This is a genomic window from Oligella sp. HMSC09E12 (assembly GCF_001808505.1).
GTDB classification, from domain to species: Bacteria; Pseudomonadota; Gammaproteobacteria; order Burkholderiales; family Burkholderiaceae_B; genus Oligella; species Oligella urethralis.
In genome coordinates, this window is record NZ_KV793600.1 from 1 (window position 1) to 13,646 (window position 13,646).

The 13,646-nt window shown below is 46.7% G+C and carries 10 protein-coding genes and 1 tRNA gene; 6 read left to right on the forward strand and 5 right to left on the reverse strand.

The genetic code is table 11. From position 1 onward, the window contains the following. Positions 1-422, forward strand: a 422-nt coding sequence (locus HMPREF3179_RS09050) for a recombination-associated protein RdgC (RefSeq protein ID WP_141743463.1), incomplete at its 5' end; no start/stop codon positions are given. Positions 423-467: 45 nt separating this feature from the next. On the opposite strand, the gene HMPREF3179_RS09055 is transcribed toward HMPREF3179_RS09050, so the two are convergent. The 4 genes from HMPREF3179_RS09055 to uvrB all read right to left on the reverse strand — a co-directional run bounded on the left by HMPREF3179_RS09055 (position 468) and on the right by uvrB (position 4,486). Then, positions 468-1,289 (reverse strand): class I SAM-dependent methyltransferase, encoded by an 822-nt coding sequence (locus HMPREF3179_RS09055; protein WP_070470824.1) that lies wholly within the window; start codon positions 1,287-1,289, stop codon positions 468-470. A 27-nt stretch (positions 1,290-1,316) separates the two neighbouring features. Then, a complete protein-coding gene (locus HMPREF3179_RS09060) occupies positions 1,317-1,832 on the reverse strand; it encodes a DUF2478 domain-containing protein (RefSeq protein ID WP_018026158.1) in 516 nt (171 codons plus the stop codon). A gap of 17 nt (positions 1,833-1,849) precedes the next feature. Continuing rightward, on the reverse strand, positions 1,850-2,389 hold the full coding sequence (locus HMPREF3179_RS09065) for a hypothetical protein (protein ID WP_018026159.1): 540 nt from the start codon (positions 2,387-2,389) through the stop codon (positions 1,850-1,852). A gap of 69 nt (positions 2,390-2,458) precedes the next feature. Continuing rightward, positions 2,459-4,486 carry an excinuclease ABC subunit UvrB gene (gene uvrB, locus HMPREF3179_RS09070; RefSeq protein ID WP_070470825.1) on the reverse strand — a complete coding sequence of 676 codons (2,028 nt, stop codon included), beginning with the start codon at positions 4,484-4,486 and terminating at the stop codon, positions 2,459-2,461. Positions 4,487-4,579: 93 nt separating this feature from the next. Here uvrB and HMPREF3179_RS09075 point away from each other — a divergent pair, with 93 nt between their 5' ends. Further along, entirely contained in the window at positions 4,580-5,779 is a 1,200-nt protein-coding gene (locus HMPREF3179_RS09075) for an amino acid aminotransferase (RefSeq protein WP_070470827.1), read from the forward strand. 94 nt (positions 5,780-5,873) lie between these two features. After that, a complete protein-coding gene (gene lexA, locus HMPREF3179_RS09080) occupies positions 5,874-6,530 on the forward strand; it encodes a transcriptional repressor LexA (protein ID WP_026156793.1) in 657 nt (218 codons plus the stop codon). A 68-nt stretch (positions 6,531-6,598) separates the two neighbouring features. Here the strand turns inward: lexA and HMPREF3179_RS09085 are convergent, their stop codons facing one another. Continuing rightward, positions 6,599-8,899 (reverse strand): heavy metal translocating P-type ATPase, encoded by a 2,301-nt coding sequence (locus HMPREF3179_RS09085; RefSeq protein ID WP_070470830.1) that lies wholly within the window; start codon positions 8,897-8,899, stop codon positions 6,599-6,601. 245 nt (positions 8,900-9,144) lie between these two features. Here HMPREF3179_RS09085 and HMPREF3179_RS09090 point away from each other — a divergent pair. The 3 genes from HMPREF3179_RS09090 to HMPREF3179_RS09100 all read left to right on the forward strand — a co-directional run bounded on the left by HMPREF3179_RS09090 (position 9,145) and on the right by HMPREF3179_RS09100 (position 13,484). Further along, a tRNA-Arg gene (locus HMPREF3179_RS09090) sits at positions 9,145-9,222 on the forward strand. A 386-nt stretch (positions 9,223-9,608) separates the two neighbouring features. Beyond that, positions 9,609-11,213 (forward strand): isocitrate lyase, encoded by a 1,605-nt coding sequence (locus HMPREF3179_RS09095; protein ID WP_018026163.1) that lies wholly within the window; start codon positions 9,609-9,611, stop codon positions 11,211-11,213. A gap of 96 nt (positions 11,214-11,309) precedes the next feature. Further along, positions 11,310-13,484, forward strand: a complete 2,175-nt coding sequence (locus tag HMPREF3179_RS09100; protein WP_070470832.1) for a malate synthase G — start codon at positions 11,310-11,312, stop codon at positions 13,482-13,484. Positions 13,485-13,646 lie beyond the last annotated feature (162 nt).

Genomic DNA, 13,646 nt, shown 5'->3' on the forward strand with positions numbered 1-13,646 from the left:
AGTCTTTTATGACCGAAGTCTCTCCTAGCACCGCGATGACAGAATGGATCTTTAGTGATGAGGCGCCGGCAGGCTTTAATTTGGAACCTCAGGTGGAGTTTAAATCAACCCAAGAGGATCGTGCGACGGTACGTTTTAGCAATGTGATTCCAGGCCAAGAGGAAGTAACTAAGCATATTGAGAGCGGTAAAATTGTCACTAAGCTTGGTTTAACTTGGCGCGATCGTATCAGTTTTGTACTGAATGACACCATGGAAATTAAGCGCATACAGGCGTTGGACATTCTAGATGAACAGCGCAACCCGAGTGGCGCCGATGAGATTGAACGCTATGAAGCGGATATGACCTTGATGTGCAAGGAATTTTCAGGCTTACTTGAGGATCTTAGCAGCGCCCTTGGTGGTGAGAAAAAGCAATCATAGGCGGTCCAAGTCATCACGGGCTAAGCCACTCCTCTAGGCAGTGTGCTAGCCCATGGATGATGGCACGGGCCAATCAATTAAGGTCCATTTCATCCCGTATTTAGCATCACCAAAATGTGACTTTTCTGCTTCAAAAAAGTCTTTTAATAAGGCGATTTGCTCCGCCTCCAACTGACCGTACTGCTGCTCCATTTGTTTTAAAAAAGCGGCTTCATCGGTGCAGCTTGCCAAACGACCGGCCGCTTGTACAAAGCTTAGGCTAGGGTCAATGCCCATTTCATAGAGCACATTAACAATATGAATATAATCAGGATAAGGCGCTTGCTGCTTATTTAAGCGCTCAGCGATGACTGGCTGATCAAAGCGACCACCCACCAAGTAGGAGTAGTAAATATGCTTTTTAGCGTAGCGCTGAAACTTAGCAAATAATGCCGCTACATCCGCATCTAAACCTGAACGTGAGGATATTAATATATCCACCTGAGGCACCTTGCCTTGCCAATCATCTTCTTTGGCTAAGTGGATGGTACTGATATTTTCAATCCCGGCAGCACGCGCATTAAGCTCCACATAATCTAACATCACACGGCTATAGTCTAGGCAATAGACATGCTCAACCAAGGGCGCCATTTGCATGGCTAAAACACCATTACCCGAACCCACATCTAGCACCGTAGCGATACCGTTAAAATCAATGCGGTCCATAAAGGCTTTGATATAGGGGGAGACCACCAGCCCTTTTTGCTGCATGGAATGCGCACGCTGATCCCAACGTGCTGGCGGCTGCTCTGCAAAGCCAATGTGCGCCATATAATCTTTATACCATTGGCTCATATCAAGGTCTGGTAAAATGCGACGTTGTGACATATGGCTCCTCCTTTTGCTCAAATCGGGCTAATCCTCGGCGAGTTGTGCATCCAACCAAGCCATCACTTCCTCTACCATAGGAAAGAGCTCAACTCCTAAGTCACCACTGTAACTGCGCCAAGCATCAGCATATTTTTGGTGTACAGCTGCTAGCACCGGCACCCCCTCACTGGCGGCGCGTGTCATTTCCGCAAGTAAGCCATTGCCCTCTGCCTCAGCAACCCCAAATTTATTAATCACTAAGACATCTACCCCTTGATCCAAAGCCTCACGAGGTACCTCACTGGACTCTGCTAACGCCACGCTATCAAGCCGACACCCACTAGCACCGGCACCTCGACTAACAAGTATCGTGTATTCACGATCGTCATTCACCGAGCAAATCACCTCACCAATATAGCCACCCGCAGCGTCTTTTTTATTTAATAAGCCACCCACCCTGAGCTGCCTTTGCTTCATTGCGGCAACCGCATTCCACATGGTCATCACCGCTTCGTTACCATCATCTTCAAAGACTATCACTGCTAAGGGTTTATTTTTCATCACCTACTCGCTGCCATTTATTTTAATCTTAAGGAAATATTAAAGAGCTGGGGCACTGCCTGTTGATTTTCAGCCTCTTGAGCTTGAATTGATTCAATATGCGTGCGGAATACTAAACGTATTTCATACAGCCCGGTGGCGGGAATGGTATAAGGCTCACCGCTAATCAAGGTATACACACTACTGCTGACATTACTAAATAGGAGCATCTCAAAGGTCTGACTTTCCTGAGCCGCCAACTCCGCTAGCAATTCCTGACCAGCCGTTGCATGCAGTCGAAAAATGGCATTACCCGCACCTTTAATGTAGCCTGTGTATTGAGCGCCATGTTGCAAATCATCGTCAATATCATGCGAGAAATTGGTCAGTGAACGTACCATAATCTCTTCCTGCTTTTGCTTGCTAATCACCTTGCCCTCTTCTATTTCTTGAGGCGCCGCAGGGATTTCCTCGGGTAAACTTTTGGTTGGCGGCATCAGACCCGCCAAAGCCACCAAGGCAAAAGTAACCGCAGCAACAATAACAATGATTTTTTTAGAAAGCGGAGTAATACGCATCGATCACATTGAATAAACTAAATTAAAAACTAATCATACCTGGATTAATAAGAAAACCCCAGTAGAGCCCTATGAGTTTAACAAAACTTCTTGCTTTAACCGTTGTAACTGATCACGCACCACCGCCGCCTGTTCAAACTCCAGGTTTTTGGCATGATCCAACATTTGTTTTTCTAAGCGCTTAAGCTCTCGACTGAGGGCCTTTTCGTCCTTAATAAAGCGCTTTATATCATCTTGTGAGAGCGCCATGCTAGGCTCCTCCAACGGTGTCATTACCCCGTCAATCATCTCCTTAACTGCTTTATGCACCCCAACTGGGGTAATACCATGCTCCTCATTAAAGGTGATTTGCTTAAGGCGACGTCGCTCGGTTTCATCAATCGCTCTAGCCATGGAGTCAGTGATGCGATCCGCATATAAAATCGCTTTACCGTTTAAGTTACGTGCGGCACGACCAATGGTCTGAATTAAGCTACGATCGGAGCGTAAAAAACCCTCCTTATCCGCATCCAAAATCGCCACCAACGATACCTCTGGAATATCTAAGCCCTCTCTTAGGAGGTTAATGCCCACTAGAATATCAAAGGTGCCCAAGCGCAAATCACGAATAATTTCAACCCGCTCCACCGTATCAATATCCGAATGCAAATAACGTACTTTCAGACCATTTTCCTCTAAATACTCGGTCAGATCCTCGGCCATACGTTTAGTTAAAGTCGTCACTAACACGCGTTCACCCACGGCAATACGCTCTTTCGCCTCACCCAGCAAATCATCCACCTGAGTCAGTGCAGGGCGCACTTCAACCACCGGATCCACTAAACCCGTCGGTCGTACCACCTGCTCCACCACCTGATCTGAATGCGCCAACTCATAGTCAGCCGGGGTAGCAGAAACAAACACGCTTTGGCGCATGCGTTGCTCAAATTCTTCAATTCTTAAGGGGCGATTATCTAAGGCGGAGGGTAAACGGAAACCGAATTGCACTAGCGTTTCCTTACGCGAACGGTCACCACGGTACATGCCGCGTAATTGTCCCATCATGACATGACTCTCATCAAAAAACATCAAGGCGTCTTGTGGTAAATAATCAATTAAGGTAGCCGGTGGCTCACCCGGGGCTGCGCCTGACAAGTGTCGCGAGTAGTTTTCAATGCCCTTACAAAAGCCCAACTCCTGCATCATTTCCAAGTCAAATAAGGTACGCTGTTCAATCCGCTGCGCCTCAACCAACATGCCTTGATCGTAGTAATACTGCTTGCGCTCCCGCAGCTCCTCTTTAATGGTTTCAATCGCCCGCAAAATAGTAGCCCGCGGCGTCACAAAATGAGAACTTGGATAAATCGTAAAGCGAGGAATCTCCTGACGCACTCGCCCAGTCAAGGGATCAAATAGCTCAATGCGCTCAATTTCATCATCAAACATACTTAAGCGCACTGCTAATTCAGCGTTTTCCGAAGGGAATATATCAATCACATCACCCCGTACTCGGAAGGTACCGCGGCTAAAGTCCATATCATTACGTTCATACTGCATGGCTACTAGCCGTGCCAATAGCTCGTTACGAGGGATTTCATCAGCCCGTCTAAGCAATAAAATCATCGCATGATAATCGCTTTGATTACCGATACCATAAATTGTCGACACCGTACCTACCACAATGGTGTCACGTCGCTCCAATAAACTTTTGGTAGCCGATAAGCGCATCTGCTCAATATGCTCATTTACCGAAGAGTCTTTTTCTATAAATAAATCACGCGCTGGCACATAGGCCTCTGGTTGATAATAATCATAGTAAGAGACGAAATACTCCACCGCATTGTGTGGGAAGAACTCACGCATCTCCGCATAAAGCTGGGCCGCCAGGGTTTTATTCGGGGCCAAAATCAACGCTGGCCTACCTAAGCGTGCAATCACATTGGCCATGGTATAGGTTTTACCCGAACCAGTGACCCCCAATAATGTTTGAAACATTAAGCCGTCATTAATCCCCTCAACCAGCGTATCAATCGCTCCCGGTTGGTCGCCGGCAGGTGGAAATGGTTGATAAAGTTGAAAGGGGCTATTAGGAAATTCTACAAATTTTGCTTGGCTCATTTGATATAATTATTTGTTGTGGATGCGCCCATTGGGCAATAAACCATTATCGCTTTTTTATTCTTTATTTTCAAAATCAGGTGTGTACATACGATGAGTAGTCTATACCAAAACGTGGCCATGGCTCCACGCGATCCTATCTTAGGTCTTAATGAGCAGTTTAACACCGACCCCCGCCCGCAAAAGGTCAACCTCGGCATTGGGGTTTACAGTGACGACGCTGGTCGCCTGCCTTTACTCAAAGCCGTACGTACCGCTGAGCAATTACATTTTGAGGGGGCTTTGCCACGCGGCTATTTACCAATTGAGGGCTTAGCTGCTTATAACCTAGGTGCCCAAAAGCTTCTTTTAGGTGCAGACTCCTCCTTGATCGCTGAAGGTCGTGCAATCACTATTGAATCCATCGGTGGTACCGGTGCGCTTAAAATCGGGGCAGATTTTTTAAAAACGATCGTCCCGGATGCGACCGTTTATATCAGTGATCCAAGTTGGCAAAATCACCGCGCTATTTTTGAAAACGCCGGCTTTCAGGTAGCTACTTATCCCTATTATTCAGCTGCCACACACAGCTTGGACTTTGAGGCGATGAAGGCACATTTTGAAAGCCTGGCACCGCGCAGCATTCTGATTTTACATGCCTGCTGCCATAATCCAACCGGTGTGGATCCTAGCTTAGCCCAATGGCAGGAGCTCTTAGCGATTATCAAATCGCGTCAGCTTATCCCCTTTTTGGATATTGCTTATCAGGGTTTTGGTGCGGGACTTGAGGAAGATGCCCAAGTGGTACGTCTATTTGCTGAATCTGGCATTGAGATGTTAGTTAGCTCCTCATTTTCCAAGTCTTTTTCACTGTATGGTGAACGTGTCGGCGCATTAACCCTCACTACTGATTCTAAAGAGATTGCGACTAAGGTATTGAGTCAGATTAAGACCGTAATTCGTACCAACTATTCTAATCCACCAACGCATGGAGCAACGGTGGTCGCCAGTGTACTTAACTCACCCGAGCTATTCGCCCTATGGGAAGAGGAGCTGAGTGAGATGCGTTGCCGTATTCGTAGCATGCGCGAACAATTAGTTCAAAAGATCAAGGCGGCTGGCGTGAGCCAGGACTTTTCCTTTATTTTGGCGCAAAATGGCATGTTCTCCTACTCTGGTCTCACCAAGAATCAAGTCGAACGCTTGCGTGAGGAATTCGGCATTTATGCCGTGGATTCGGGTCGTATTTGTGTCGCCGCATTAAACTCAAACAACATTGATTATGTCGCTAAGGCCATTGCAACTGTGCTTTAATCAGAGGCTGTGGTCTAAATAGTGCTTGCATTTATCTGCATTATGATAGAAAATGACTGTACAGATGTACAGTCATTTTCTATTTCGGAGTACCATGAGCATCAAACTCACTGCCCGACAGCAGGAAGTCTTTGACCTGATTCAAGCCAGCATTCGTCGCACTGGCTTTCCACCCACACGCGCCGAGATTGCTCAGAGCTTAGGCTTTCGCTCTGCTAATGCAGCCGAGGATCATCTTAAGGCCCTAGCTAAAAAAGGCGCGATTATTTTGACACCCGGCACCTCTCGTGGCATACGACTAAACCCCGACTTAGAAGCTACGACTCCCGCCACGGCAAGCGCTGCCGCAGCCGAATTAAGCGAGCGACTGACTACCCTACCCTTGATCGGTCGAGTTGCTGCGGGTAGCCCCATCTTGGCGCAAGCACATATTGAAAAGGAGATTCCTGTCGATCCTGCCATGTTTGAAGATAAGGCCGACTATCTGCTGCGTGTACGCGGTGAGTCGATGATTGATATAGGAATTTATGATGGCGACTTACTAGCGGTTAAAAAGAGCCAATCCGCACATAATGGCCAAATTATCGTGGCCCGGATTAATGACGATGTGACGGTTAAGCGCTTTCAAAAGGGTGCAAATCGCATCACGCTCATCGCCGAAAATCAGCATTTTGCGCCCATTATCGTCACTCCCCAAGATGAGTTTGCGATTGAGGGCTTAGCAGTAGGATTAATTAGAAGCCTAAACTAATTTTAATTTTTATAGCGGGTGAGCGCTCACCATATGCATCATAAACTACGCTCCCCGGTACAACTAGCCTATAGAGGCGCTTTAAAGCTTTTTAAACGCAAGGCATTCGTCAGCACGAAGACGCTTGACAAAGCCATTGCCCCAGCAGCAAACATAGGCGACAACAAGATCCCCTTAAACGGATAGAGAATACCGGCCGCCACGGGTATCAGCGCTGTATTATAGACAAAGGCCCAAAATAAGTTCTGATGGATATTTTTTATGGTCGCCTGCGAAAGAGCAAGGGCATTAGGCACGCCATTTAGGCTACCCGACATCAGCACCACATCCGCCGCTTCCATTGCCACATCCGTACCGGTACCGATGGCAATACCCACATCGGCTTCAGCTAGTGCTGGTGCATCATTAATCCCATCACCCACAAAGGCAACCGCACCATATTGCTTACGTAAAGCGTTAATCTGCTCCAGTTTATCCTGCGGCAACACCTCTGCCACCACCTCATCAATACCAAGACGCTTAGCGATGGCTTCCGCAGTTTGTTGCTTATCCCCAGTAATCATCACTACCTTAAGACCTAAGTCGTGCAAGGCCTGAACCGCTGCGGGGGTACTCTCCTTAATGGGATCGGAGACCGCAATAATGGCAGCCAATTTACCATCAATAGCTGCATACATCGGCGACTGAGCCTCATTCGCTAAACGCAAGGCAGTCGCTTCAAACTGACTAGGATCTAAGCCTAAAGAGCGCATGAAGCGATCTGCGCCGATCGCAACGCTGCGACCCTCGACCTGCGCTCTTACCCCCATCCCGCTAATGGCTTCAAACTGAGTTAGTGTAGGAAGGCTCAGCCCTTCAGCCTCAGCCGCTGCCACAATCGCATGCGCAATCGGATGCTCAGATTGCTGCTCTACTGCAGCGATTAAGGCTAATACCTCAGAGCGCTGAAAGCCCGCAGCAGTCTCAAGTGCCGTCATGGTTGGACGACCCAGGGTTAAGGTACCTGTTTTGTCGACTGCCACTACCTTAGCATCTTTAAGGCTTTGTAAGGCATCGCCTTTGCGAAATAACACACCCAACTCGGCACCGCGCCCTGTACCCACCATAATTGAAGTCGGTGTCGCCAAGCCCATCGCACATGGGCAAGCAATAATCAATACCGCCACGGCATTGACAAGCGCATAGCTTAAGGCTGGTTGCGGTCCCAACACCAACCATAGTACAAAGGTGATAAAGGCTAATAAGATGACCGTTGGCACAAAGAAATAGGTGACGCGATTGACGACCGATTGAATTGGTAATTTAGCCGCTTGTGCCTGCTCTACCAAACTAATAATCTGCGACAAAACCGTCTTCTCTCCTACAGCACTTGCCTTAAAAGTAAAAGCACCCTGCTGATTAATGGTGCCACCAATTAACTGGCTACCCGGCACTTTTTCAACGGGAATCGGCTCACCGCTAATCATGGCTTCATCAACAAAGCTCTGCCCCTCCAGCAAGATACCGTCTACCGCAATTCGTTCACCGGGACGCACTTGTAACACGTCATCTAACTGCACCTCTGCGAGCGCTATTTGCTGCCACTCGCCGTTACGTAGTACCCGGGCCTCCTTGGGCTGGAGCCCAACTAAACGCTGAATTGCTGCTGAGGTACGACCTTTGGCTTTAGCCTCTAAATAGCGACCGAATAAAATCAAGGTGACGATCACCGCTGCCGACTCATAATAGACATGGACTGCACCCGTTGGCAGCACAAAAGGGAAAAACGTGGCTACCACTGAAAAACCATAAGCCGCTAGCGTACCGATAGCAACCAAAGAATTCATATCTGGTCCCATACGCAATAAGGCAGGAATACCGATTTGATAAAAGCGGCGACCGGGAAAACTTAATACCAAGCTGGTTAATAAAAATTGTAAATACCAGCTATTTTGCAAACCGATGCGAGTGTCTACCCATTGCTGCATGGCGGGTATTAAATGCGCACCCATCTCCAAAATAAACACCGGTAGACTAAGCAGCAAGGCAACGATCAAATCCCTTTTTAAAAGCGCTTCTTCTCGATCTTTGCGTTGCGCTAACTGCTCCACCCATGAGCTGTCAACAGGCGAGCGTGCATCGGACTCAGTCCCTGTCATCGAGGACTGGGTCAATACCGTTGCGCTAAAACCAGCTTTATGAATCACCGCCTTAATCGCATCAATCTCGGCAGGCGCAGTGGCATCCAAAACAATATCCGCTCGCTCAGTGGCTAAATTGACATTAATTGCTGCTACGCCCTCCATACGTCCCACTAGCCGCTCTATGCGGGCTACACACGAGGCACATGTCATACCCTCAATGGTCATGCTTAGATGCGTATTAGACATACTGATTTACTCCAAATAAATGCATTGCTCTGACACTACCCTTAAAACCAAGGCGCATTAGATTAGATACTATCGAAATCGTATATTTAAAGTCCTGATTGATATAGGCACTGCCGCTTATACGCTAAAGACCAGGACCGTTCCCCTATTATCATACGAAAAAACAACAGTTAATATTAAAAGCCATACTTTTTATAAAAAAATACTTCACAAATACAAATAGGCACCATATAATTATGAATTCAGCGCCCGTAGCTCAGTTGGATTAGAGTGCTTGGCTACGAACCAAGAGGTCGTGGGTTCAATTCCTGCCGGGCGCGCCAGATTTAAAGGGTCACTTCAAATGAAGTGGCCCTTTTTCATTATTGCACCAAGATAGTTTAGTTTAGGCTTAGCAATCCCCTCCTAGCCCTTTTCACATGCCTATATCCGTTTTTTAAGATAGCAAGGTCACTCTACCTAAGCAAAAAATCCGAAATACTATGGTTTTCCCTTAATTTAACAATCTAAGGGAAATTGCTATTTACATCGGTCGCTTTTTACGTTAATTTATTGCTATGCATCAATAAGTCTTATGTTTTATATAAGACTGCTTCTAACCTAGTATTATCAAGGCATTAAGTCTTGTATAAGACCAAAAATAAGCAAATTTACTAGGTTAGTACGCTACAACGCAACAAATTTTTTATTAATCAACAGGGAGAGTGTTATGACTCAAAACTATCAAGCTGAAGTTCAAAAGGCTCAAGCAGAAATTAATCAAGCCGGCTCTGGTTGGAACGCTATCAATGCGGATGCTGTTGCACGTATGCGTATTATGAACCGTTTCCAAAATGGTCTGGATATCGCACGTTACACTGCTGATATTATGCGTAAAGACATGGAAGAGTACGATGCTGATCCATCTAAATACACTCAGTCTTTGGGTTGTTGGCACGGTTTTATTGCTCAGCAAAAATTAATTTCTATCAAAAAGCACTTCAAAACCACGGATAAGAAGTATTTATACTTATCCGGCTGGATGGTAGCTGCTTTACGCTCTAAGTTCGGTCCACTTCCGGATCAGTCAATGCACGAGAAAACTTCTGTTGCTGACTTGATCGAGGAGCTTTACACCTTCTTACGTCAAGCCGATGCACGTGAATTAGACTTACTCTTCACGGCCTTAGATGCTGCTCGTGAAGCTGGCGATAAAGCAAAAGAAGCTGAAATCATCGACCAAATCGACAATTTTGAAACCCATGTTGTGCCGATTATCGCGGATATTGACGCTGGTTTTGGTAACGAAGAAGCGACTTACTTACTTGCTAAGAAAATGATTGAGGCCGGTGCATGTGCGATTCAGATCGAGAACCAAGTATCGGATGAGAAACAATGTGGTCACCAAGACGGTAAAGTAACTGTGCCGCACAACGACTTTTTATCCAAAATCAATGCCGTGCGCTACGCTTTCCTAGAGTTAGGTATTCCTAACGGCGTGATTGTGGCTCGTACCGACTCCTTAGGTGCCGGCTTAACTAAGCAAATCGCTATCACACATGAAGAAGGTGATTTAGGTGATCAGTACAATAGCTACTTAGACTGTGAGGAAATCTCTGCTGATCAATTAGCTAATGGCGATATTATCATCAAGCGTGAGGGTAAATTATTACGACCTAAGCGTTTAGCGAGCAATCTCTTCCAATTCCGTAAGGGCACTGGTGAGGACCGCGTCGTACTTGACTGCATCACCTCACTGCAAAACGGTGCTGATATGATCTGGATTGAGACTGAGAAGCCTCACGTAGGTCAGATTAAAGCGATGGTGGATCGTATTCGCGAGGTCGTGCCGAATGCGAAGCTCGTCTACAACAACAGCCCATCATTCAACTGGACACTTAACTTCCGTCAACAGGTCTTCGACAAATGGCAGGAAGAAGGCAAAGACGTTTCTGCCTACAAACGTGATGCACTTATGAGCGCCGAGTATGATGGTACTGAGCTATGCGAAGAGGCTGATAAGCTAATTAGCAGCTTCCAAAAAGACGGTTCTGCTCAAGCTGGTATTTTCCACCACTTGATCACCCTACCAACGTACCACACCGCAGCCCTTTCAACCGATAACTTAGCCAAAGGCTACTTCTCGCCTGAAGAAGCGATGCTTGCCTATGTGAAAGGTGTTCAGCGTGAAGAAATTCGTCAGGGTATTGCTTGCGTTAAGCACCAAAATATGGCGGGCTCTGATATCGGTGATAACCACAAAGAGTTCTTCTCAGGTGATGCGGCACTTAAAGCCTCTGGTAAAGACAACACAATGAACCAATTCAACTTCTAAATCAAATTAGAAGCTTTATTATCGAATAGTTCTATGTCTTGAAATTGGCTTGCTACGGCAAGCCAATTTCGTTTAACACTTTTTCTGGACGATGTTATGACTCAGTACAAGAAAATAGAATCTTTACAAGTTGAAGAGACACTTTTCAATTTGATTAATAATGATATCTTAGCCAATCACCCCCACAAGTTGGACCGTGATGAGTTTTGGAAAAACTTTTCCGATCTGGTAAAAGCACTATCACCAAAAAACAAGGCCTTACTTGAAAAGCGTGATGCCTTACAAGCAAAAATCGATCAATGGTATCAGCAAAATCCTGGTCCTATTCAGGATATGGAGGCTTACAAAGCCTTTTTAAAAGAAATTGGCTACTTAGTCGATGCACCGGCCGATTTTAAGATCAGCACAGAAAATGTTGACCGTGAAATCGCCGAACAAGCCGGTCCGCAACTCGTCGTACCCGCAACCAATGCCCGCTACTCCCTCAATGCAGCCAATGCACGCTGGGGCAGCCTGTACGATGCGCTTTACGGCACCGATGCCATTGATCAGGACGGTGAATTAGCGCCCACTGGCGAATATAATCCACAGCGCGGGGCTGAAGTCATCGCTTTCGGGCGTCGCTTCTTAGATGAGAGCATCCCGCTCGTTGAGGGTTCACACGCAGATGCCGTTGCTTACCGCATTGAAAATGGTGAGCTCAAAGTAAGACTAAACAATGACCATGAAACAACGCTAAAGCATAATGAGCTCTTCGTTGGTTTTAATGGCGATGCCGCCGCACCTAGCTCAATGGTTTTCTTACATAACGGCTTACATTTCGATATTCTAGTCGATAAAAATCACCCCATCGGCCAGCAAGATCCCGCCGGGATTAAGGATATTGTAATGGAAGCGGCACTATCCACCATTATTGACTTTGAAGATTCGGTAGCTGCTGTTGACGGTCCTGATAAAGCCTTAATTTATCGTAATTGGTTAGGCCTCATGACCGGTGAACTAAACGAAGAAATTGCTAAAGACGGTAAAGTCTTTGTCCGTCGTTTAAACGAAGATCGCGAGTACTTAAGTGCGAGCGAGCAAAAGCCTTTTAAACTACCAGGCCGCTCCCTATTGTTCTGCCGCAATGTGGGTCATTTGATGTCTACCCCTGCCGTGTTGGACGAAGCAGGCAATATGATCCCTGAGGGCATTTTAGATGCCGTCGTCACCGCCATTATTGCGGGCTACGATCAGGCACGCGATAGCAATAAAAACAGCCGCAATGGCAGTGTGTATATAGTTAAGCCTAAAATGCACGGCCCTGAGGAAGTGGCTTTTGCCAATGAGCTTTTTGCTGCGGCTGAGCGTGTAGCTAAGCTGCCTAAAAACACCCTCAAAATGGGGATTATGGATGAGGAGCGTCGTACCTCGGTTAACCTTAAAGCATGTATTTACGAGGCAAAAGAGCGTTGCGTGTTTATTAATACCGGTTTCTTAGACCGCACCGGTGACGAAATTCACACCTCAATGCTCGCTGGCCCAATGATCCGCAAAGGTGATATGAAAGCAACGCCATGGATCAAAGCCTATGAAGCCAATAACGTGCAGGTTGGTTTAGCATGTGGTCTGCAGGGCAAAGCACAAATCGGTAAGGGCATGTGGGCCATGCCTGATCTTATGAAAGCCATGCTAGCACAGAAAATCGCCCACCCACAATCTGGCGCTACCACCGCTTGGGTACCCTCACCTACCGGTGCGACTATCCACAGCTTGCATTATCACCAAGTGAATGTATTCGATGTACAAGCGGAAAAAGCAAAAGACAAGACGGACTATCTGGACGATTTATTAACGATTCCGGTCGCTACGGATACCTCATGGTCTGATGCTGAAAAGCAAGAAGAGCTGGATAACAACTGCCAAGGTATTTTAGGCTATGTGGTACGTTGGGTTGATCAGGGTGTAGGTTGCTCTAAAGTGCCTGATATTCACAATATCGGCTTGATGGAGGATCGTGCCACGCTACGCATCTCCAGTCAGCATATTTGCAACTGGTTAGCCCATGGCGTGGTCAGCAAAGCGGATGTGGACGCCGCACTTCGTCGCATGGCTAAAGTCGTTGACGAACAAAATGCTGGCGACCCTTTATATCGCCCCATGTCAGGCAATGAACAAAGTTCCGCTGCTTTCAAAGCGGCGAGTGACCTAATCTTTAAAGGTAAAGAACAGCCTAACGGCTACACTGAGCCTTTACTGCATTACTGGCGCGCTGAAGTTAAAAAGGCTTAATCACAGCATCGTTTTAACTAAGCAAGTCAATTAGCTCAAGCCCATGTGCGCAACAATGCACATGGGCTTTTTGCTGTCTTTATATTCTCTATTGAAGCTCCCAATACACTTTTCCACCAGTATCCGTTATTAACCACAAAAGTTGTGGATAACTTTGTGTAT